At 49.4% G+C, this 21,201-nt stretch carries 19 protein-coding genes; 12 read left to right on the top strand and 7 right to left on the bottom strand.

Annotated features, from left to right (window positions below):
* The first annotated feature begins 57 nt into the window (after positions 1-57).
* Positions 58-1,632 carry a glutamine-hydrolyzing GMP synthase gene (gene guaA / locus Q0698_RS05485; RefSeq protein WP_298634509.1) on the top strand — a complete coding sequence of 525 codons (1,575 nt, stop codon included), beginning with the start codon at positions 58-60 and terminating at the stop codon, positions 1,630-1,632.
* Between the two features lie 150 nt (positions 1,633-1,782).
* On the opposite strand, the gene Q0698_RS05480 is transcribed toward guaA, so the two are convergent.
* Together Q0698_RS05480 and Q0698_RS05475 are read right to left on the bottom strand one after the other, a co-directional pair.
* Positions 1,783-2,688 carry an acyltransferase gene (locus Q0698_RS05480; RefSeq protein ID WP_298634507.1) on the bottom strand — a complete coding sequence of 302 codons (906 nt, stop codon included), beginning with the start codon at positions 2,686-2,688 and terminating at the stop codon, positions 1,783-1,785.
* Positions 2,689-2,850: 162 nt separating this feature from the next.
* A complete protein-coding gene (locus tag Q0698_RS05475; protein WP_298634505.1) occupies positions 2,851-3,156 on the bottom strand; it encodes a polyhydroxyalkanoate synthesis regulator DNA-binding domain-containing protein in 306 nt (101 codons plus the stop codon).
* A 72-nt stretch (positions 3,157-3,228) separates the two neighbouring features.
* On the opposite strand from Q0698_RS05475, the gene Q0698_RS05470 reads away from it, so the two are divergent.
* Both Q0698_RS05470 and tadA read left to right on the top strand, forming a co-directional pair.
* Complete coding sequence (locus Q0698_RS05470; protein WP_298634503.1) at positions 3,229-5,118, top strand: MFS transporter; 1,890 nt, start codon at positions 3,229-3,231, stop codon at positions 5,116-5,118.
* 10 nt (positions 5,119-5,128) lie between these two features.
* Positions 5,129-5,611: a tRNA adenosine(34) deaminase TadA gene (gene tadA, locus Q0698_RS05465; RefSeq protein WP_366140284.1), complete on the top strand. Its 483-nt coding sequence runs from the start codon at positions 5,129-5,131 to the stop codon at positions 5,609-5,611.
* 1 nt (position 5,612) lies between these two features.
* Here tadA and ccsA read toward each other — a convergent pair whose 3' ends face one another.
* A complete protein-coding gene (gene ccsA / locus Q0698_RS05460; protein ID WP_298634501.1) occupies positions 5,613-6,410 on the bottom strand; it encodes a cytochrome c biogenesis protein CcsA in 798 nt (265 codons plus the stop codon).
* Positions 6,411-6,603: 193 nt separating this feature from the next.
* Here ccsA and ffh point away from each other — a divergent pair, with 193 nt between their 5' ends.
* The 6 genes from ffh to Q0698_RS05430 all read left to right on the top strand — a co-directional run bounded on the left by ffh (position 6,604) and on the right by Q0698_RS05430 (position 11,508).
* On the top strand, positions 6,604-8,010 hold the full coding sequence (ffh, locus tag Q0698_RS05455) for a signal recognition particle protein (protein WP_298634499.1): 1,407 nt from the start codon (positions 6,604-6,606) through the stop codon (positions 8,008-8,010).
* A gap of 189 nt (positions 8,011-8,199) precedes the next feature.
* Positions 8,200-8,439 (top strand): 30S ribosomal protein S16, encoded by a 240-nt coding sequence (rpsP, locus tag Q0698_RS05450; RefSeq protein ID WP_121877127.1) that lies wholly within the window; start codon positions 8,200-8,202, stop codon positions 8,437-8,439.
* A 12-nt stretch (positions 8,440-8,451) separates the two neighbouring features.
* Positions 8,452-8,988: a ribosome maturation factor RimM gene (gene rimM / locus Q0698_RS05445; RefSeq protein ID WP_298634497.1), complete on the top strand. Its 537-nt coding sequence runs from the start codon at positions 8,452-8,454 to the stop codon at positions 8,986-8,988.
* Positions 8,985-9,752: a tRNA (guanosine(37)-N1)-methyltransferase TrmD gene (gene trmD, locus Q0698_RS05440; protein ID WP_298634495.1), complete on the top strand. Its 768-nt coding sequence runs from the start codon at positions 8,985-8,987 to the stop codon at positions 9,750-9,752. Before rimM ends, trmD begins: the two co-directional genes overlap by 4 nt.
* Positions 9,753-9,810: 58 nt before the next feature.
* Positions 9,811-10,164, top strand: a complete 354-nt coding sequence (gene rplS, locus Q0698_RS05435) for a 50S ribosomal protein L19 (protein WP_298634493.1) — start codon at positions 9,811-9,813, stop codon at positions 10,162-10,164.
* Between the two features lie 189 nt (positions 10,165-10,353).
* A complete protein-coding gene (locus tag Q0698_RS05430) occupies positions 10,354-11,508 on the top strand; it encodes a fatty acid desaturase (RefSeq protein WP_298634491.1) in 1,155 nt (384 codons plus the stop codon).
* Between the two features lie 145 nt (positions 11,509-11,653).
* On the opposite strand, the gene Q0698_RS05425 is transcribed toward Q0698_RS05430, so the two are convergent.
* Positions 11,654-12,808: a 1-acyl-sn-glycerol-3-phosphate acyltransferase gene (locus Q0698_RS05425; RefSeq protein WP_298634489.1), complete on the bottom strand. Its 1,155-nt coding sequence runs from the start codon at positions 12,806-12,808 to the stop codon at positions 11,654-11,656.
* Positions 12,809-12,982: 174 nt separating this feature from the next.
* On the opposite strand from Q0698_RS05425, the gene nhaC reads away from it, so the two are divergent.
* From nhaC to Q0698_RS05410, 3 genes are all read left to right on the top strand, one after another.
* Positions 12,983-14,437 (top strand): Na+/H+ antiporter NhaC, encoded by a 1,455-nt coding sequence (nhaC, locus tag Q0698_RS05420; protein ID WP_298634487.1) that lies wholly within the window; start codon positions 12,983-12,985, stop codon positions 14,435-14,437.
* Between the two features lie 83 nt (positions 14,438-14,520).
* The gene (gene dinG, locus Q0698_RS05415) at positions 14,521-16,641 is read left to right on the top strand and encodes an ATP-dependent DNA helicase DinG (RefSeq protein ID WP_298634485.1); all 2,121 of its coding nucleotides are present in this window, start codon (positions 14,521-14,523) and stop codon (positions 16,639-16,641) included.
* A 2-nt stretch (positions 16,642-16,643) separates the two neighbouring features.
* Entirely contained in the window at positions 16,644-16,964 is a 321-nt protein-coding gene (locus Q0698_RS05410; protein ID WP_298634483.1) for a YqcC family protein, read from the top strand.
* A gap of 84 nt (positions 16,965-17,048) precedes the next feature.
* Here the strand turns inward: Q0698_RS05410 and Q0698_RS05405 are convergent, their stop codons facing one another.
* The 3 genes from Q0698_RS05405 to pilB are packed head-to-tail and all read right to left on the bottom strand — an operon-like array spanning position 17,049 to position 20,847.
* Positions 17,049-17,903 (bottom strand): A24 family peptidase, encoded by an 855-nt coding sequence (locus Q0698_RS05405; RefSeq protein WP_298634481.1) that lies wholly within the window; start codon positions 17,901-17,903, stop codon positions 17,049-17,051.
* The gene (locus Q0698_RS05400) at positions 17,903-19,117 is read right to left on the bottom strand and encodes a type II secretion system F family protein (protein WP_298634480.1); all 1,215 of its coding nucleotides are present in this window, start codon (positions 19,115-19,117) and stop codon (positions 17,903-17,905) included. The genes Q0698_RS05405 and Q0698_RS05400 overlap by 1 nt, the downstream gene beginning before the upstream one ends.
* Before the next feature lie 5 nt (positions 19,118-19,122).
* Positions 19,123-20,847: a type IV-A pilus assembly ATPase PilB gene (pilB, locus tag Q0698_RS05395; protein ID WP_298634479.1), complete on the bottom strand. Its 1,725-nt coding sequence runs from the start codon at positions 20,845-20,847 to the stop codon at positions 19,123-19,125.
* Between the last annotated feature and the right edge of the window lie 354 nt (positions 20,848-21,201).

The raw sequence follows: 21,201 nt of genomic DNA, 5'->3' as shown, positions 1-21,201 counted from the left end.
CATTTTGCAGAACCATTTTCGCCGACTCGTTGATTCGGCCAACAAAGTGAAATAGCTATGACGCAAGATATTCATCAACATCGTATTCTTATTCTGGATTTCGGTTCACAGTACACCCAGCTCATCGCCCGTCGTGTTCGTGAAATTGGGGTTTACTGCGAAATCCTTCCGTGGGATCTCGCGGAAGAACATATTCGCGAATTTAACCCAACGGGGATCATCCTATCAGGTGGACCTGAAAGTGTGACGGAGGAGGATTCTCCTCGCGCCTCGGACTACGTCTTCAATTCAGAATTGCCAGTACTGGGGATTTGCTACGGCATGCAGACCATGGCCGAGCAGTGGGGCGGTAAAGTTACCGGTTCGGACGAAAGTGAATTCGGTTTTGCTCGCGTCAAACTGGAAGCGGCAGGCTCGCTATTAAATGGCATCGTAGATCATGACGACGAAGTAGGTCAGCAGATTGATGTCTGGATGAGTCACGGCGATAAGGTCACCACGCTCCCTGAGGGCTTTGTGGTGACGGCTTCTACTCCTTCATGCCCCATTGCGGGGATGGCAAACGAAGCTAAGAAACTCTATGGCGTTCAGTTCCACCCAGAAGTTACTCACACCCTTCAGGGCGAGCGTATTCTGCGTCGCTTCGTGGTTGATATCTGCGGCTGCGACACACTTTGGACTCCAGGTAATATCGTTAATGATTTGGTGGCAACGGTGCGCGAGCAAGTTGGCGACAAGCAGGTTCTGTTGGGGCTATCCGGTGGTGTTGATTCTTCGGTGGTTGCGGCGTTACTGCACAAGGCTATTGGCGATAAGTTGGTCTGTGTCTTCGTAGACAACGGCTTGCTGCGCAAGAACGAAGGCGACCAGGTTATGCATATGTTCGCCCAGAACATGGGCATCCGTGTGATTCGTTCAGACCGTGAAGACTTATTCCTCGATCGTCTTGCTGGCGTGAGCGATCCGGAAGCGAAACGTAAGATCATTGGTAATACCTTTATTGATGTCTTTGATGAAGAAGCGACGGCATTACAGGGTATCGACTTCCTAGCGCAGGGCACAATCTACCCGGATGTTATTGAGTCAGCCGCCTCCAAGCACGGCAAAGCCCACGTAATTAAGTCGCACCACAATGTGGGTGGACTACCTGACGACATGGCCTTTGAGTTGGTAGAGCCTCTAAGGGAGCTGTTTAAGGACGAAGTTCGTAAGATTGGCCTAGAGCTAGGGCTACCCTACGACATGGTATACCGTCACCCGTTCCCAGGCCCGGGCCTGGGCGTCCGTATTCTGGGCGAAGTGAAGCGCGAGTATGCGGATATCCTTCGTGAAGCCGATGCTATTTTTATCGAAGAATTGCACAAAGCTGGTTGGTACCATGAGACGAGTCAGGCCTTTGCAGTATTCCTACCCGTTAAATCGGTGGGAGTAGTTGGTGATGGCCGTCGCTATGAGTGGGTCATTTCACTTCGTGCGGTCCAAACAGTTGACTTTATGACAGCTCATTGGGCTCACCTACCCTACGAATTGCTCGGACATGTGTCGAATCGCATCATTAATGAAATTAGTGGCGTGTCGCGCGTTGTTTACGATGTTTCGGGTAAGCCACCAGCGACGATTGAGTGGGAATAGCTGATAGCTAGATAAACAGGTAGTGATCAAGCCCAACCACTGTTGTGAGTTGGGCTTTTTTGTGCATTTTTTAAGCAGTTGGGATGATTCAGTCAATAGAGCTGATCGAGCAATAAGTCATTGCCCACGTGGAAACGCGGCAATTTTAAATTACGATGAAGTTAACGCGGCGAGAATGGCATCTTTTTCTTGCCAAACCTTGTTTACCCACTCCTGAACTTCGGCTTTATACTCTGGATCATTTTGATAATCTCCGCCGCGGACACGGTCCGGAATATCGACGCACCGCACTGTGGCCTCAATCTCACCAGCTTTTCCGCAAAGGAACTCCCAGAATGTCGGTCTACCGTGCGGGTAGTGGATGCTAATATCGAGTAAGGTATCTAAGGTGTTACCCATCGCTCCCAACACAAACCCTGTACCTCCAGCCTTAGGAGGGAGTAAATGTTGGAAGCTGCTTTGTTTTGCGTGATATTTCTGTTCGGTAAAGCGGGTACCTTCCATGAAATTAAAAACAGCGGTCGGCGTGTACTGAAATTTTTCACAGGCCTTGCGTGTTTCTTCAAGATCCTTACCGTGTTTGTGAGGGTTCTTAGCAAGATATTCTCGGCTATAGCGACGCATAAATGGGAAGTCGAGCGCCCACCAGCAAAGGCCAAGTACAGGCACCCAGAATAGTTCACGCTTCAGAAAGAACTTTAGCATTGGCACTTTGCGGTTGAGTATTCGTTGGGCAATGAGGATGTCCGCCCAACTCTGATGATTGGCGGTGACGAAGTACCATTTTTTAGTGGATAAGTTTTCAGGGACTTGAACCTTCCATGACTGAACTTCGGTAACGCTCAGCGTCCAACTATTAACACTGATCCAAAAGGTTGCTATGGTGCAGGCAAACTTGGTGCAAGAGGTTTGCCAGCGTTGAATGGGGATGACCCTGAGTCCGCTGATGAGAATCAGCGGCAAAAAGCATACAAGTGTGTTGGCAATCATGATGATGACAGCAATCAGTCCGCGTAGCTGCGAGAACGAAGGTTGATAGCGCTTAGAGGTGGCCATAATGAACTCAACTAATTGGGTGTGTCGACGTTTTTAAAAATTATACGACGAAGTTTCGTCGATGAAAATACGATCTACTCGGCTTTCGGCTATCTTCATATGAAGTAAAGTGAAAATGTTGCTACACAACCACGCAGCAAGAGGTTTGCTCTGCGTAGGCGACTAATCATCGGACATATTGAGTAGTTGCTCAATAACCGGCGCAAATTTTGCCTTATCTGGGGAGCTGTGCAAACGAATGAGTGATGCCAGGGCTTGCTGAGAAAGTAGCGCGAACTGTTTCTCGCTTTCGATGTCGAACAGGATTTGAAGGAGCGTGGCGCGAGTTAGATCCACACCAGTTCTAGAGTCCACGACGTTGAATTCCTCTCCAGAGGAAAGCATATCGCGAACATCATCGAGTGTGATGTAACAGCTTATTGACGTATCATAGATTCGTCTATTGGGATATTTCTTAAGCGTAATCATGGGTCTAGAATAATGAAAGTTGCGCTTGATTCCCAGTACTAACCAACCGCGTCAGAGTTAAGAGGATAGAAAGTGAAGACTTCATCATCCCGACAGTTACTGCACCAAAAACGATTTGGGCCCTATTTCGTGGCACAATTTCTGGGCGCCTTTAATGACAATTTGTTCAAAAATGCCTTACTGATTATCGTCGCCTTTGGTGCAGCGCGTTCCGAGCAAGAAATTGGCCTTATTAATAACCTTGCGGCGGGTTTATTTATCCTCCCATTCTTCCTCTTTGCTCTGGTAGCTGGAAACATCGCTGATACCGTGGACAAACAGCTTATTATTAAGCGCCTTAAATTAACGGAATGTCTGCTGGCACTTGCGTCGGTTCCGGCCTTATTGAGCGGCGATGTAAAGCTAATGTTGGCGGTGTTGTTTGGTTTTGGCTTGCAGAGCGCTTTCTTCGCCCCAGCTAAATACTCCCTCCTTCCTCAACACTTGGCGGTGCATGAACTTGTGGGCGGTAATGCGCTAGTTCAAATGGGAACATTTGTAGCGATCTTAGTGGGTACCCTAGTGGGTGGAATCTTCGCGAGTAGTGAAATACTACTTTACTGGCTGTGTGGTCTGATTGTGGGAGTGGCATTACTGGGTTATGTTTTTGCCTGCTTTGTCCCCCCCGCACCACCCAGTCAGGATACTACCGCCAAGGTAGACTGGAATATTTGGCGAATGGGGCGATTGGCGCTTGGGGAGATTAGCCAAACGCCCGGAATACTACTCTCCATTATAGCAGTATCTTGGTTTTGGTTTCTCGGAACGGTGGTGCTTACTCAGCTACCGAGTTTCAGTAAATCCGTGCTTGGCGGTGACGCCACGGTCGTTAGTGTGTTATTAGCTATTTTCTCGGTGGGGATTGGCGTTGGTTCATTACTATGTGGACGTCTGTCTGCTGGGCGCTTGGAGATCGGCCTCGTTCCCTTGGGCGCTATAGGGATGGCGATCTTCGGAAGCCTATTTGCCTATGCGCCCACTGCTGAAGGACTTGAGCTAGTCAATGCCGCCATGTTCTTTGGTCGTCTGGACGGTTTTTGGATAGGGCTACATGTTGTGATGATAGGAGTCTTCGGAGGGCTCTATATTGTTCCGCTAATGGCGTTAATTCAAGCGAAGACGAGAAGCGATATGCGTGGCCGAACGATGGCAATTAATAGTGTGATGAACGCACTATTTATGGTGGTTGCGGCGCTCTTTAGCATTATTGTTTTAGTCCTGCTTAAGTGGCAATTATCAACACTACTATTGCTCAGCGCGATGGGCAATTTGTTGGTGCTAGCAGTCATCGTAAAAGCGGCACCTGCTTACTTTATCCGCATGATTATGTGGTTGGCGGCTCAGACAACTTATCGCCTGCGTGTGTCGGGTAGGCGTCATATACCGGAGTCGGGGCCTGCATTAATTGTTGCTAATCATGTGAGTGTGATTGACTGGATGCTCCTAGGAGCAGCTTGCGTTAGGCCTCTACGTTTTGTGGTATATCGGCCTTTTTATAATATTCGTGTACTTCGTCCTGTATTGCGTTGGGCAGGCGCTATCCCCATTACATCACGCGACGAAGATGAACGTTGCTATCGCGAAGCGATGGCGGCAATGGTTCAAGCGCTACAAAATGGTGAGTTAGTATTGGTCTTCCCTGAAAGAAAGTTAGGTGACGCTACTGAGTTAGAAGCTTTTCACACTGACTTCGAGCAAGTATTAGACGAAGTTCAGGTGCCTGTCATCCCGGCTGCACTTCGTGGTTTTGCGGGAACTTCTTTCTCTCAACGATGGTGGCGAGCGATAGGTAAGCCGTTTGCTAAAGAGGATTTCAGAACTGAACTTCAGTTTGCCCCGGCTATAGCACCGGAGGCCGCCACAGCTAAAGCACTGCAGCGACATCTTAGCAATATGTTAACGAAGGGTGAGCACCGTGAGTGATAAGGACTTCATGAGTCGAGCACTTGAGTTGGCGGCAATGGGTGGTGAGCTAAATGAAGTGCCTGTTGGCGCGGTGGTGGTACTCGATGGTGAGATCATTGGCGAGGGTTTCAATCAGCCCATCACCGCGAATGACCCGACGGCTCATGCAGAGATGGTTGCCTTAAGACAGGCTGCTAAGTCAGTACAAAATTACCGACTTCCCGAGGCGCAAATCTACATCACCATGGAGCCGTGCTCAATGTGTGCGGGCGCAATTGTTCATAGCAGAGTGAAGCGGGTTGTTTTTGGCGCAGATGAGCCGAAGTCTGGAGTTGCTAAGAGCCAAGCGAAGTTCTTCGAATCGCCTTGGCTCAACGCGTGGCCCGAGGTTGAAGGGGGGCTGCTCGCTGATGATTCCAAGGCCCTACTGCAGGCATTTTTTAAACGCCGACGAGCCGAGAAGAAAGCCGAAAAGCGGACTAACCAGAAAAATAGTCAAGGTGAACACTAAGTTAGCTAACGAGGTACTCTAGCACTAGCTGACTGCCGACGTAGGCCAATAGCAGTAAGCCATAACCAACGAAGGATAGGGTAGTTGCTCGCTGCCCGCGCCAGCCCAAGGCGTAGTGTCCCACCAACAAACCCGCATAGAAGCACCATGCCAGAATACTGAGCACCGTTTTGTGGGCAAGGTGTTGGGCGAACAGATCATCCACATAGACGAAGCCGGTGGCTATTCCTGCACTCAGAATAATAAATCCAGCCCAGAGGAAGCTAAATAGGATAGCTTCCATGGTCTGCAGCGGCGGCATTACTGAACTAAAACCGGTCACGTTATGTTGGCGAAGCTGACGATTTTGAATGGCGGTTAACATGGCCTGAATGGCCGCGCTCGTCAAGAAACTGTAAGCCAATACCGAGAGTAAGATATGCGCCATTAGCCCCGGTGTTAAGTCGCTAAGTGGCGTTGCTAAGTCCTGTCCGGGTAACAATAGGCCGAATAGAGCGAGTGCCGTGATAGGTCCCAGCGCAAACGAGAGTCCCTGCGTTGGTTGGCGGACACTGGCAATCAAGAGTGCCCACTGTGAGCTAATCATAATTAGCGCCAGGACATTGAGTAGTTCTAGCCGCAATGCATAACCATCATAGAGTGCTGCTAATAGCGGCGGCATAGCCAGCAGGCAAGCGATCAACAGGCTGGTGGTGCCAAGCTTGGCATGACGTGGCTTACCGTGCTTTAGGGCACGTAACTGGCTCCAGCCTAAGCTGATAAAGATGGCGGCGGAAATTACAATTAAGCTATCAAACATGGCAGTTGCCTTGGTGGTGATGCATAAAGTACGCGTCGAATAATGATTGTCGTTTATTCGTTAGTGTGTTGGCAACTTTTTTACCCGCTATATGCTCCTTTTTTGCGATGAATAAGTGCTACGAGGTGATTAAACTACACTCAGGTCTGTGCTATGATGCGCGGCTAACAGAATTTATCTTGTGGAAAGCTTTATGTTCGATTCACTATCCGATCGCTTATCGTCAACGCTTCGCTCCATTCAGGGCAAGGCGAAGTTAAGCGAAGACAATATTAAAGATACCCTGCGTGAAGTTCGCCGCGCATTGCTTGATGCTGACGTGGCGCTGCCCGTTGTAAAAAGCTTTGTCGAACAGGTTAAACAGCGTGCAGTGGGTACTGAAGTTGCCAAGAGCCTGAATCCAGGTCAGCAGTTTATCAAGATCGTAAATGATGAATTGACGCTGGTGATGGGTGAGGCGAATGAAAGCCTTGATCTTAAGGTAGCGCCGCCAGCAGTAGTCTTAATGGCTGGTTTACAAGGTGCGGGTAAGACCACCTCTACCGCTAAGCTTGCTAAATACCTTATCGAGCGCGAAAAGAAGAAAGTCATGGTTGTTTCGGCTGACGTTTATCGTCCCGCAGCAATTAAACAGCTTGAGACACTCGCCAGTGAAGTTGATGCCATCTTCCATCCTTCAACGGTTGATCAAAAGCCGGTAGATATCGTCAACGGTGCAATCGATGCAGCGCGCAAGACGCACGCCGATGTGCTTCTTGTGGATACCGCGGGTCGACTAGCGGTTGATGAAGCTATGATGGCCGAGATTCAAGCGCTCCATGCCGCAGTAAATCCGGTCGAGACCTTATTTGTTATCGATGCCATGATTGGTCAGGATGCGGTGAATACGGCGCAGGCCTTCATCGAAGCATTGCCATTGACCGGTGTTATCTTAACGAAGACCGATGGCGACGCCCGTGGTGGTGCAGCACTTTCTGTTCGTCATATTACTGGCAAGCCAATTAAGTTTATTGGTGCCGGTGAAAAGGTGGATGCCTTAGAGCCATTCCATCCCGATCGTATCGCTTCGCGGATTTTGGGTATGGGCGATATGCTCACCATGATCGAAGAAGCTGAACGAAAGCTGGATAAGAAGAAAGCCGAAAAGCTTGCCAAAAAGGTTAAGAAGGGTAAGGCCTTTGATCTCGAGGACCTTCGCGATCAGTTGCAGCAAATGCAAAACCTCGGCGGTATTGGCGGTATTTTGGATAAGATGCCGGGCATGGGTCAAGTAAGTCAGATGGCTCAGAACCCAGAGGTAACTAAGAATTTCAAGCGTATGGAGTGCATTATTGACTCGATGACGCCGGCCGAAAGAGCCAATCCGGACCTACTTAACGGGTCGCGCAAGCGCCGTATTACTGTTGGGTCGGGAACACAAATTCAGGATTTGAATCGTTTGCTCAAGCAACACAAGCAAATGGCTAAAATGATGAAGAAAATGGGTAAAAAGGGCGGCATGTCAAATATGATGCGCGGCATGGGTGGAATGATGCCTGGACAGGGCGGCATGCCACCCGGTGGTAAGTTCCCTGGCGGGGGCGGATTCCCTGGCTTATAAGCTAGTTTTAGCAATAGGTCTCATCTGGGTGTAATCGCCTTTTCCTATAAGGGGAAACTAGGCTTTGCATCGAGGGCTTTTTTTCCGTATTATAGCGCGCCTCAAAGCTATGCCTGTGCATGGGTATTGAGGCTCTAAGATGTTTGCACGCTTTTCGTGCTAATTTTTAACTACAGGATACGTATACGTATGGTTACTATTCGACTAGCACGTGGTGGCTCAAAAAAGCGCCCGTTCTACCACATCACAGTAAGTGACGTACGCAATTCGCGTGACGGCCGTTTCATTGAGCGTGTTGGCTTCTTCAACCCGGTAGCCCGTGGTCAAGAAGAGCGTTTACGCGTAGATAGCGAACGTGCAGAGTACTGGTTGAGCAAAGGCGCACAACCAACTGATCGCGTTGCTAAGCTATTGAAAGAAGCGAAGTAATTCGCTGCCCCTATGGAAAATAACGCGAAATCGTTAACCGTAGGGAAAATCACTTCGGTATTCGGAGTGAAGGGTTGGGTTAAGATTTATTCTTATACCTCACCAATAGAAAATATATTTGATTACCAGCCCTGGACTGTAAAAACGCCGCAAGGTGATAAAGCAGTTGAGGTTGATCAGTGGCAGAGACACGGGAAGGGCTTAATTGCTCACCTTAAAGGTGTCGATGACCGCGATATTGCACAAACTTACTGTCAATCGGATTGTGTGGTAGCTAATAGCCAGTTACCACCATTAGACGAAGGAGAGTACTACTGGAGTCAGTTGATTGGTTTGCATGTTGTCAGTGAGTACAGCGGCGAACGTCAGCTCTTGGGAAAGGTACAGCGCCTAGTTGAGACGGGTGCTAACGACGTCCTTGTAGTACGCGGCTGTAAAGGTAGCATCGATGAACGCGAGCGCCTTATCCCCTTCGTGCCCGAACAGTACATCCTCAATGTGGATATCGCAGTCGGTGAAATGCTGATCGACTGGGACCCTGAGTTTTGAGTAGCGATCGTCGTCGCGCAAAACGATATGGGGTTGTGAGCATATTCCCTGAAATGCTCTCTGCTATTAGCCAATATGGCGTTTCTAGCAGAGCAATAGATCAGGGGTCGGTTGCACTGGAAGCTTGGAATCCGCGTAGTTTTACGCACGATCGACATCATACTGTCGATGACCGTCCTTACGGGGGCGGGCCTGGTATGTTGATGAAGGTCGAGCCACTAAAACAAGCGCTTCATGCGGCTAAAGCATGGGCGGGCGAAGGTTCTAAGGTTATCTATTTGTCCCCTCAGGGACAGCCGTTCAATCAGCGCGCAGCGCAGCGATTGGCGGCAGAACCCGGTTTGGTTTTTCTGGCCGGGCGCTACGAAGGTGTTGATGAACGATTGATCAATGCCGAGATAGACGAAGAATGGTCTATCGGTGATTACGTGTTGAGCGGCGGTGAACTGGGCGCCATGGTGATGATTGACGCAATTGTGCGATTGTTACCTGGAGTTCTTGGACACAACCAATCAGCCGAGCAAGATTCATTTTCGGATGGATTGCTCGATTGCCCTCATTATACTCGTCCAGAAGTATACGAAGGCGAAACGGTTCCCGAGGTTTTACTATCGGGAAATCATGAGCGAATTCGCCAATGGCGATTAAAACAGTCGTTGGGCCGCACCTATGAGCGGCGTTTGGATTTGCTACAGCGTCTGGAGCTGAGCGACGAACAGCAGCGTTTACTCGAGGAATACCTCGATGAGCGGAAACAGAAATAATTTATGATGCCTGGCTTTGATAGCCAAGCTGGAAAACGTGATTAACAGGAGCACTGAAATGAGCGCCAACAAAATTATTGCTCAGCTTGAAGCAGAGCAGATGAACAAAGAAATCCCAGCCTTCGGTCCTGGTGATACAGTCGTTGTTCAGGTTAAGGTTAAAGAAGGCAACCGCGAGCGTCTACAGGCGTTTGAAGGTGTTGTCATTGCTAAGCGTAACCGCAGCCTAAACTCAGCTTTCACCGTCCGTAAGATTTCTCACGGTATCGGTGTAGAGCGTACGTTCCAGACTTACAGCCCGTTGGTTGACAGCATTAGCGTTAAGCGTCGTGGTGACGTTCGTCGCGCGAAGTTGTACTACTTGCGTGAGCGTTCTGGTCGTTCTGCACGTATCAAAGAGAAGTTGAGCTAATATAGCCTGACCCTCTTGCTGCTTCGGCAGCACCGAAAGAAGCGCGCTCTGGTAACAGGGTGCGCTTTTTTTGTTCCGGAAACCCCCTAGTCACTGATCTCTCACCATTCATCTTCGTGTCGTATTCTGTCATGTTTAGGGGCGCCTCCTTTCGTACAGTGGTGGCAATAAGAAGTTTTGGAATTTGATATGCAGTCAGAAAAACCGCCCATTATGTGGCTACCCGTCTCGGTGTTCGTGTTTACTACAATTGTTACTTTTATTGGTGTTCCCTGGTATGGCTACGCTGTTGGCTATAGCGGCGCAATGTGGCTTGCAGCCATCCTAGTACTCGGCGCTAATGGAATGTCCATTACGGCCGGTTACCATCGCCTGTGGGCGCATAATAGCTATCGAGCTCACTGGAGTCTGCGGCTGATGTTCGCACTGTTTGGTGCCGCCGCAACTCAGAATAGTATTTTGGTCTGGGCCTCGGGGCACCGTCGCCACCACCGACACGTAGATGATAATGAGCGCGATCCCTATTCGGCCAAGCGTGGTTTCTTCTTTTCTCACATTGGTTGGATGCTCCGCGCCTATCCAAGTGGCGAGGTGGACTTCTCGAATGTGAAGGACTTGCAGCGTGATCCGATTGTCGTCTGGCAGCATAAGCACTATGTAGTTTTGACACTGGTGATGAACTTGATTCCGGCGCTGGCATTGGGCTGGTTGCTTGGGGACATTATTGCCGGCGCATTGCTTATTGGCTTCCTGCGCTTAGTCGTTTCTCACCACACCACCTTCTTCATCAACTCGCTAGCTCATATCTGGGGTCGACGTCCTTATACGGAAGAGAATACGGCGCGCGATAACGATGTCTTAGCACTCTTCACCTACGGTGAGGGCTACCATAACTACCATCATCTTTTCCAAGGTGACTACCGTAATGGTGTGAAGTGGTGGCAGTATGACCCTACCAAGTGGTTGATCTTTACTGCTTCTAAGTTGGGGCTTGCTTCGAAGCTGAAGCGAACGCCGGCGGCTAAGATTAATCAGGCGATGATTGAAACTCAGCTTAAGCGCGCCGAAGACACCTTCAAGTCGAAACCACTATCGCTTCGCTTTAGCGATCAAATCGCATTGGAGTCTATGCGTTTCCAGCAGCAGCTCCAGCACTGGAAGGAGCTTCGCCTAAGTTGGGTGGAGGCGAAAAAGGAGTTAGTGGAGCAGCGCGGAGAAGAACTCCGTGCCTTAGCCGAGACCGAATTGGTAGTTATTTCAGAAAAGCTTGCTGCGCTAGAGTTTGAAATTAAGCAGCAGCGCAAGCGAATGATTCGCTTCGTGAATCGCCTAGCGGTTTGCTGAGCAAGTGGCTAAGTCATAAAAAAGGAGTCCTGGGACTCCTTTTTTTGTCTCTGAAATTCAGCGATTTGAGTTCACTGAACAGTCAGATCATTTCGTAGCTCGTAGCTCTTAGATCGGTAACGCGAGTGCTCGGTGACTAACTAGGTTACGCGTCTATGGCTACAAGTTTGCGTTTCAGTGGCGCTGCATAGGCAGAGAGGAATTGCGTTTGATACATGTCGTCGCAGTTCGCAAGGCGCTGCTCAAACACGCTACGCTGTGCAGTAATGTCCTGCTCGGAAACGTTAAAGGCCGCGGGGTCAAAATTAAGTTCGGGTTCAAGCTTTCGTAACGCCAGAACATTAGCTGGACGAATCTTGTAATTGCTAAGGATATGCTGATCGATTAACGAAGCGAGTTCATCGGCCGTTGTTTCGTCGGATAATTGATTTAGCGGCTCGCCAAAAGCTACCGTTACCCGGCCCTTAAACCCAGTAATGCCGGCTCCGATTGTTTGAATGTCCTCGTGCTCACCCTTTTCGTAATTACCGCTAGTAGCTTTGAGCGTGAGCTCACGTGCCTTCGCAACATCACACGGGTCATATTCGTAGCTTAAGCTTACGGGTATGATGTTAAGCGTGTTTAAGTAGGCGCCAAGCGATTCTTCCTTAGCTTTACTCATGGCAAACATCTTTATGATTGCAGGTTCAGTGGTATCAATGCCATCCTTCGCACGGCCCTCTCGCTGCGCAATCCATACGTCGTGATGATCAACTGTAATCGAGTGACCGATGTAGGCCGATAGCTTTTTAAATGCTGCAAAGAGTTTACGCGGGGCGGTGATCGATCGCTGCACGATAAAACTTTTATTGAGGCGCATTACGTCACTGGTCCAGGGCTTTGATAGCAAATTATCGCCAATCGCGATACGAACGGTGTCCCGACCGTGTTGAAAGATACTCCAATTAATTAACGCAGGGTCCATCGCAATATCGCGATGATTGGAGATGAACAAGCATGGACCCTTGGGAATTTTTTCAACTCCAATCACTGATAGATCGCTGATCGTTTCTTTGATCATCTTGTTCATGTATTGCTCGACTTCTTCCTGAAAGTCCCGAACAGTCTGGAGTTTGTTGACATGTCGACGAAGCCCCACGGAAATCAATTTGCTGCCAAGAGATTTACGCAGAAACTTCGGCCAGCTACTGAATTTATAATGACTGAAGGTAGCGAGTAATTCTGGATCGCGAATAATTCTTTGTAGAGTAGGTTGTACTTCGTCATCATTAAAGGGACGAATATCGTCGAAATTTGCCATAACTGCTTTCAAATACCACGGTTTAAAAAGGAGCTGATTTTAAGTCAGATTTACTCAAACAACAATGACCGATTAGTCACTACGGCAAGATTGATTTTTTTAGCTAGAAACTATCACTTCGGCTGAGTTTGCGGCAAACTGTAAAATACAGAAGCCGCTAGAGTCATAATAGTTATGTCTACCATCAAAGCCCCCTCATATCTCCAGTCGATTATTCCGGTTATCTCATTAATCTTGATGCTATCGGCATCCGTCTATTTGTACGGAGCAGATTCGTCTTACGGTGCTAACCAAATTGCCTTGCTGCTATGTGCGGCGATTACCGGCCTCATTGGTATCTATAATGGCATGAGCTGGGAGAGTTTCGAAGAGGGCATGTTAAAGGGTATTTCGCTTGCCTTTGGTTCGGTGATGATTTTACTTGCTGTTGGCGCGCTCATTGGTACCTGGATTTTGTCGGGCACTGTACCAGCGATGATTTACTATGGTGTACAAATACTCGATCCCTCCATTTTCTACTTCGCGGCCTGCTTAATTTGTGCCTTAGTTTCCGTCAGTATTGGTTCGTCGTGGACGACCGCGGGTACGCTTGGTATTGGCTTAATTGGTATTGCTGAGGCGTTGCAGTTAGATCCGGCTATCACGGCAGGAGCCATTATTTCCGGCGCTTACTTCGGCGATAAGCTCTCGCCACTCTCTGAAACGACCAATTTGGCCTCAGCGATTACTGGCGTCAACCTCTTTGAGCACATTCGTCATATGCTGTGGACTACGGTCCCAGCCTATGCAGTGGCGCTACTTTTTTTCGCTTTTCTTGGCTTCGGTAATGAGACGCAAATTACGCCCGTCGAAATTTCTGCGTTAATTTCGGCTATTCAGGTTGAGTTCAATATTTCACTAATCAGCTTATTACCGTTGGTATTGCTACTATTTTTGGCTTACAAAAAGGTGCCAGCATTTCCCACCATTTTGCTTGGTGCGCTTTTTGGCGCCATTATGGCGGCGGTGTTACAGCCTCAGGCAGTTGAAAAGCTAGCGGGAGAAGTGGGTGATCTAGGTGTCGTAGCACTGCATCTGAAGGGCATTTGGACCACGTTGTTTGATGGTTACGTCTCTGATTCCAGTAATGAAATGTTAGGCTCGCTGCTATCTAAAGGTGGAATGAGCAGCATGCTGAATACAGTATGGTTGATTGTCTGCGCCATGGCATTTGGCGGCGCGATTGAGAAAGTAGGCATCTTAGAGAAGTTAGTAGGCGGCGCACTCAGTATGGTGCACTCTACGGGTTCATTGATAACTACCACCATTGTGACGGCCTTTGCAGCGAACGTGGTGACTTCAGACCAATACATGGCCATTGTGCTGCCAGGTAGAATGTACCGCCTAGAATTCGAGCGCCGCGGATTAAATGCGCTGAACCTCTCTCGGAGTTTAGAGGACGCGGGAACCATTACCTCTCCGTTGATTCCATGGAACACCTGTGGCGCATACATGGCAGCGACCCTGGGTATTGCGACCTGGACCTACGCGCCTTGGGCACTGTTCAATATCATCTGTCCGTTTATAGGTATTGCCTACGGCCTCTTGAATATTAAGCTGGCGAAGAACGAGTCGAACGCGGCAGCTTAGTAGTTAAAATTCTCTTAAGGGGTAGTTGGGGGGTGCGGTTCACATGGTAAACTGCAGCCTCTCTCCTCGCCTAGGTTGATACAATGCTGAAAGACTCTGACAAGTCGACTATTCAAAAGGCCTATAGTCGCTACCTAAAGGCGAATGAACTCGGCCCGCGTCAAGGCCAGAAGGAAATGATCGCCCACATTGCGCGTGCTATGGGTGCCGTTGAGATTGATGACGAATCGGGCGAGCGTATTTCCGGGGGCTTAGCGGTTATCGAGGCGGGTACGGGTACGGGTAAAACTATTGCCTATCTGATCCCTACCATTCCCCTGGCGAAACGACACGATAAAAAGCTCATTGTCTCTACCGCTACGGTTGCTCTGCAGGAGCAGATCCTACACAAAGATTTACCCGCGGTACTTCGTCATAGTGGCCTATCCTTCTCTTTTGAGCTGGCCAAAGGGCGAGGACGCTATTTGTGCCCAGTGCAGTTGCAGCAGCAGCTCACTAACGCTGACCCCTCTCAAGGTTCATTAGGACTCTATCCGGATGAAACGGACGGCCTACCGACCAAAGATCAGCGAGAGCTTTTTGAGGAGCTCAAAGCCTCCTTTGACGCGAGGCGCTGGGAAGGGGATAGAGACTCTTGGCCGGATTCCATTGAAGATCAAAACTGGCGCCGTGTTACCACGGATCATAATCGTTGCACGGGTCGCCGCTGCGAACAGTTCAACGCGTGCCCGTTTTATCAAGCCAGAGAAAGTTTGGAAACGGCGGATGTTATTGTTGCCAACCATGATCTCGTTCTCGCGGACCTTCGGTTGGGTGGGGGAGCTATTCTTTCTCGTCCCGAGGACAGTATTTATGTGTTTGATGAGGGGCATCATTTACCCGATAAGGCTCTGGATCATTTTGCAGCAACCTGTCGACTGAATGGCTCAATCAAATGGCTGGCGAGCCTGGAAAAGCAGTTGCCACCCGTGTTAGATCTTGCTCAGAAACTCTCGTTAGGTCTCGCTGCCGTTGGCGAGTTGCCGCGCGCCGTTGCCGATACCATTCGCGTGCAGCAGGAGTTCGAACCAGTAATGAATGACCTCATCGAAATCCCAGTGAATGACCGAAATGACCTGCCGAGATATCGTTTCCCTCAGGGACGGGTTCCTGATCAGCTGCGCAGTGAAGCTGAGCGTAACCGCGATACCTACAAGCGTCTCAATAGTTGGCTAGGGCGTTTTAGAGATGCGCTGCAAGACGGTATTGAATTAGCAGTCGGTGACGAACGAGGACAACTTGAGGCGGCTATTGCGGGAGTTGGCGCTGCGGTTTCCCGTGGCGAAGAGAACTTGGCGTTATGGGAGGCTTGGTCCGATGTGGATGCAGCGGATCGCTTGCCTCATGCACGTTGGATTACCTGGATGAATGATGGGGATCCATTGCTAAGTTGTAGTCCTATTTTAGCGTCGGGGACACTACAGAGTAAATTATGGAACCGTTGTTTTGGCGCGGTAGTGACCTCGGCAACGCTTTCGAGCTTAGGGCACTTTGACCGTTTCAAAATGCGTGCAGGTACCGCCGCCGAGGACACCTATGCCATAGTCCAAAGTCCGTTTGATTTCGCCAACGTCGCTGAGTTATGGATTCCGCCGATAGCGGTTGACCCCAGTCAGAACGCTGCATTTGATCATCTTATAGAGGCTGACCTGCCTAAACTAGTCGATGATGAGATCGCTACCTTGGTGCTGTTCACGGCAAGACGCCATATGGAGCAGTATGTCGAGGCGTTAAGTGCGGAGCAGCTGGAAGCAACGTTATATCAGGGGCAGTATTCTCGCTCGCGTGTTCTTGAGTTGCATAGGGCGCGTATTGATGAGGGCAAGCGCAGTTGTTTGCTGGGGCTTGCTAGCTTCGCCGAGGGCTTAGATTTACCCGGTAAATATTGTGAGCGAGTGGTGATTGTAAAATTACCCTTCTCGGTGCCGGATGCGCCGGTTGAAGCGCAGTTATCCGAGTGGATTGAGTCCGAAGGGGGTAATTCATTCATGCAGGTATCGGTTCCTGATGCCTCGTTGAAGCTAGTCCAGGCCTGTGGTCGTTTAATTCGCACCGAGACCGATACGGGGCAGGTGGTACTGTTAGACAAGCGCGTGATTACCAAGCGCTACGGCCATCAGTTACTCAATTCACTGCCGCCGTATCGCCGGCGTATAGAGGTCTGACCGTGGAGCAGCACGAAGCGCTAACAATGACACTGGATTCACTCAGGGCCGAGCTGCAGCGAGCTCAACTCTGGTCCACTACTCGTCCTGCCTTAAGTGCCTTTCATAGTACCATTCCCTTCTTCACGGATACGATGCCATTTGAGCAATGGATACAGTTTGTATTGATTGAACGTTTAGATGAAATGCTCCGTGTTGCGGCGCCGCTACCAGCGCTTAGTGGTGTAGCGGCAATGGCGGAAGTCGTTTGGGCGCAGAAATTGACAGAACGACATTATATTGTCGAGTTGCTGAAGGATTTGGATGAGTTGTTGGGTAGCTGAACTGCAGCGTCTCAGGCATTCAACCTAATGCCGGCCAGACTAAGGTCAACGCTGCAAATAAACCGAAGAGACTCTAGATTGATTCTAGAGCCCCGCGAAGAGTGGTATCACCTGACGAATAAAGTCTTCAAAGAAAAACACCAGTAATCCCGCAATCGCCAAATAGGGGCCGAAGGGGATAGGTTTTGCTTTATCGCGGCCGTAGATGACTATCGCCAATATCCCGAGTAGGGCACCCACAAATGAACTGATAAGAATAATCATTGGCAGTGCCTGCCAACCCATCCAAGCACCCAGCGCCGCTAGGAGCTTAAAGTCACCATAGCCCATTCCCTCTTTGCCGGTCGCCAGCTTGAACAGCCAAAAGATAATCCAAAGCGATAGGTAGCCGGCAACGGCACCCCAAAGGGCTGAATCTAAATCCGTAAACCAACCCAAACTGTTAGCGATCAATCCGGCCCAAAGTAGTGGCAGAGTTAGGGTGTCCGGTAACAAATAGCAATCGATATCGATGGCGATTAAGGCGATTAGAATCCAGATAGCTATGATGACATAAATAACGGGAGCGACAGCGCCCATATACCAAGCTGCAAAGCCAGTAAGTATTCCAGTAGCCAACTCTACTACCGGGTAGCGCCAGTGAATGTTAACACGGCAGCTAGCGCATCGACCTTTGAGCATTAGCCAGCTAATGAGCGGCAAGTTCTGCCAGGGCTTGATGGGCGCATCACAGTTAGGGCAGTGCGAAGCAGGGAAGGCGAGATTGTATTGCTTGCCTGCGGAACCTGCTTCCTCCTCAGAAAATTCAGCGGCCCATTGTGCCTGTAAAATCTTTGGCAGGCGGTGAATGACCACATTGAGAAAGCTACCCACTACCAAGCCCAAAATGGTTGCAATAGCGATGAGATACCCAGGGTTTTGTTGAAATAGCGCCAACATTACATCGCGTTCCCCATGGAGAAGATAGGTAGGTACATAGCAATCAATAGACCCCCTACAAGCACCCCAAGTACGGCCATAATAAACGGCTCCATAAGCGCAGTTAGCTGATCAACGAGGTTATCTACGGCCTCTTCATAGAAGGTTGCAACTTTATCTAGCATGTCGTCCAACGCCCCCGACTCCTCACCGATAGCCGTCATCTGAATAGCAAGGCTGGGGAAAGTGTCGGTTTGGCGCATGGCTACGTTTAGCGCGATACCGGAGCTGACGTCTTCCTTTACCTGCTTTGAGGCATCCCGAAAGACGGCATTACCCGAAGCACCGGCAACTGAGTCTAGTGCGTCAACCAATGGCACACCTGCGGCAAAGGTAGTAGAAAGTGTGCGAGCGAAGCGCGCGATGGCAGATTGCTCTTGAATCGCACCTAGAACCGGGATCTTAAGAATGAACTTATCAACACCGTCGGCAAAGACTTTTGAGCGGGCTTTTGCTTCCTTGAAGACGAGACCAATAATTCCGATACCTATTAACATCTTCCACCAGTTCGCCTGCATGGTTTCCGAAAGACCTAAAACGAAGAGGGTAAAGGCAGGAAGCTCGGCACCGAAGCCCGCAAAGGTGGTGGCAAACTGTGGAACGACTTTTACCAGTAGCACCACGGTCACAATGGCGGCAATCACTAAAACGGCAATAGGGTAGGTCATCGCCTTCTTGATCTTTTTCTTGAGTGATTCAGACTTTTCCTTGTAGGTGGCAACCCGATCCAACATGGTCTCTAAAGCACCGGATTGTTCACCCGCCGCAATCAGTTCACAAAATAGGTCATCGAAATACTTTGGATGCTTGCGAATGGCGTTTGCAAAGCTCTCTCCGCCCGCAACGGTATCTCTTACGTCGGTCATCAACTCTTTCACCCCGGCACTGTCTGAGCCTTCCGCTACAATCTCAAAGGATTGAATCAGCGGCACACCGGCCTTCATCATGGTGGAGAGCTGGCGAGTAAAGAGTGCGATATCCTGAGGCGTAACTTTCTTCGACGCGCCAAACAGTGGCTTGGCTTTGGGGCGGACTTTTTTCGCAATGATCCCCTGTTTGCTCAACAGCGCCTTAGCCGCGGCACTATTCGTTGCGCGAATTTCACCCTTGGTGCTATTGCCTCGGCGATCTGCTCCAGAGTACTCAAATACTTTTTCTTTCGTTGCTGTAGCCATAATAATTAGTCGTTGGTTACTCGGTTGGCCTCTTCGAGGCTAGTTACGCCCATACAGACCTTGCGTAAGGCTGAGGTACGGAGGTTATTGAAGCCGGCTTCGGCAGCGGCATCAGCGATTTGAATTGCGTTTCCTTCTTCCATGATAATCCGAGAGATAGCCGGAGTAATGCGAACTACTTCGTAAATACCAACACGCCCCTTGTAACCCCCGGTACAACCGCCACAACCTTTAAGGTTAGGCTGGAATAATTCCATCTCATCAGGATTGAAACCGCAATCTAAAATACCTTCCTTTTGAAGCACTTCCTCCGGGATGTCCTCTGCCGGTATTTTGCAGCTCTTGCAGAGGCGTCGAGCAAGACGTTGAGCGATAATAAGGTTCACTGAGGTAGCGATATTAAAGGATGGGACGCCCATGTTTGCCAGGCGCGTTAAGGTTTCCGGTGCCGAGTTAGTGTGCAGGGTTGAGAGTACCAAGTGACCGGTCTGCGCCGCCTTAATAGCAATTTCCGCGGTTTCCAAATCTCGGATCTCTCCCACCATCACAATATCCGGATCCTGGCGGAGGAACGAGCGGAGTGCGGTTGAAAAGGTTAGTCCTACCTTCGCGTTGACGTTGACCTGGTTGATACCCTCAAGGTTGATCTCTACAGGGTCTTCGGCGGTGGAGATGTTGCGCTGTTCGGTATTGAGGATGTTGAGGCCGGTATAGAGCGATACGGTTTTACCCGAACCCGTAGGTCCGGTAACCAGAATCATACCCTGCGGCTGATTAAGTGCATCCATGAAGAGTTGCTTTTGCTCATCCTCGTAACCCAATGCATCAATGCCCATCTGCGCACTAGTAGGGTCCAAAATACGCAGTACAATTTTTTCTCCCCACAGCGTAGGTAGCGTGTTAACGCGGAAGTCGATGGCTTTGGTTTTGGATACCTTCAGTTTGATTCGACCGTCCTGCGGTTTACGGCGCTCAGAGATATCCATTTGACTCAGTACTTTAAGGCGCGCTGATATCCGCCCGGCCGTAGCAATAGGTGGTCGAGCGACCTCATGAAGAACTCCATCGGTGCGAAAGCGCACTCTATAGGCTTTTTCGTAGGGCTCGAAGTGTAAATCCGAAGAACCCATTTTAATCGCGTCGAATAGCATCTTATTGATGAATCGAACGATAGGTGTTTCGGAAGCCGCCTCTTCGCTTGTATCATCAGCGACTTCGGTATCCACGGTATCGATATCATCCAGTTCATCGTCATTGAGGTCATCCATACCGGATGTTGCTTCACTGGAAGAACCCTTCAGAAATAGTCCTATTGCCTCAGTAAGGGCTTTATGCTCAACGGTAATGACATCAACACTCATTCCGGTGGCGAATTTGATGTCGTCAAAGACTTCAAAGCGAGCAGGATCACTGGTTGCTATAAACAGGCGGCTGCCGCGAACATATAGAGGAAGAACTTGAAGTTTCTCGATCAATTCTGTCTTAAGAATATCATCGGGGAACATCTCCGAGTTCATTGAGTCCACAGCGAACAGCGGCGAACCATAGGCTTTACTTTGCGAACGGGCTAAAGCCGAATCGCTAATTATTTCATTATTAACTAAGTAGGCAATAGTGCTGCTTTCCTCTCGTTTGAGTAACGGGGGAAGCTCTTCTAATTGCTCTTCGGTTAGCAGTTGTTCCTCTGCCAACCGCTTTAAGAGGTTGGCGTCATTTTGCGTATAAGCCATAGCAAGTTTTCGTCGTTGTGATTTAAAGTTAGCTTACCCCAAATCCTAGTCTCTAAACAGCACCATTAAGGCGGAAAAGGTGATGGTGTTAGAAAATTAGTAAGAAGGGCTTGTTGTCAGAGTGTTAGCGGTTTAGTTGGCTAGTTAACAATTACTGTAATCCAGGTGACATTAATCGTCGTGATGGCTGATCTTTTGGTGACGCAAATTGTCGGTGGGTCGATTCTTAAAACTGACTTTGATCTCACTGAAATTGCCTACTTAGAAAAAAAGCAATAGCGTTGCCCTGAAAAATAGCCTGTTAAAAGGTGGTAAGTGGTTACTGATGTGAAATTGGCACGGTAAATGCTTGTG

The sequence above is a fragment of the uncultured Umboniibacter sp. genome (assembly GCF_947497555.1).
GTDB lineage: Bacteria > Pseudomonadota > Gammaproteobacteria > Pseudomonadales > DSM-25080 > Umboniibacter.
This window is presented reverse-complemented; position numbering and strand designations above follow the sequence as displayed.

Excerpts from the sequence above, each read along its gene's own strand:
- guaA (WP_298634509.1), top strand. The coding sequence starts at position 58 with ATGACGCAAGATATTCATCAACATCGTATTCTTATTCTGGATTTCGGT.
- Q0698_RS05475 (WP_298634505.1), bottom strand. The coding sequence starts at position 3,156 with ATGATTACGCTTAAGAAATATCCCAATAGACGAATCTATGATACGTCA.
- Q0698_RS05480 (WP_298634507.1), bottom strand. The coding sequence starts at position 2,688 with ATGGCCACCTCTAAGCGCTATCAACCTTCGTTCTCGCAGCTACGCGGA.
- tadA (WP_366140284.1), top strand. The coding sequence starts at position 5,129 with ATGAGTCGAGCACTTGAGTTGGCGGCAATGGGTGGTGAGCTAAATGAA.
- Q0698_RS05430 (WP_298634491.1), top strand. The coding sequence starts at position 10,354 with ATGCAGTCAGAAAAACCGCCCATTATGTGGCTACCCGTCTCGGTGTTC.
- Q0698_RS05400 (WP_298634480.1), bottom strand. The coding sequence starts at position 19,117 with ATGGCTACAGCAACGAAAGAAAAAGTATTTGAGTACTCTGGAGCAGAT.
- ffh (WP_298634499.1), top strand. The coding sequence starts at position 6,604 with ATGTTCGATTCACTATCCGATCGCTTATCGTCAACGCTTCGCTCCATT.
- ccsA (WP_298634501.1), bottom strand. The coding sequence starts at position 6,410 with ATGTTTGATAGCTTAATTGTAATTTCCGCCGCCATCTTTATCAGCTTA.
- Q0698_RS05405 (WP_298634481.1), bottom strand. The coding sequence starts at position 17,903 with ATGTTGGCGCTATTTCAACAAAACCCTGGGTATCTCATCGCTATTGCA.
- rimM (WP_298634497.1), top strand. The coding sequence starts at position 8,452 with ATGGAAAATAACGCGAAATCGTTAACCGTAGGGAAAATCACTTCGGTA.
- dinG (WP_298634485.1), top strand. The coding sequence starts at position 14,521 with ATGCTGAAAGACTCTGACAAGTCGACTATTCAAAAGGCCTATAGTCGC.
- pilB (WP_298634479.1), bottom strand. The coding sequence starts at position 20,847 with ATGGCTTATACGCAAAATGACGCCAACCTCTTAAAGCGGTTGGCAGAG.
- nhaC (WP_298634487.1), top strand. The coding sequence starts at position 12,983 with ATGTCTACCATCAAAGCCCCCTCATATCTCCAGTCGATTATTCCGGTT.
- rpsP (WP_121877127.1), top strand. The coding sequence starts at position 8,200 with ATGGTTACTATTCGACTAGCACGTGGTGGCTCAAAAAAGCGCCCGTTC.
- Q0698_RS05425 (WP_298634489.1), bottom strand. The coding sequence starts at position 12,808 with ATGGCAAATTTCGACGATATTCGTCCCTTTAATGATGACGAAGTACAA.
- rplS (WP_298634493.1), top strand. The coding sequence starts at position 9,811 with ATGAGCGCCAACAAAATTATTGCTCAGCTTGAAGCAGAGCAGATGAAC.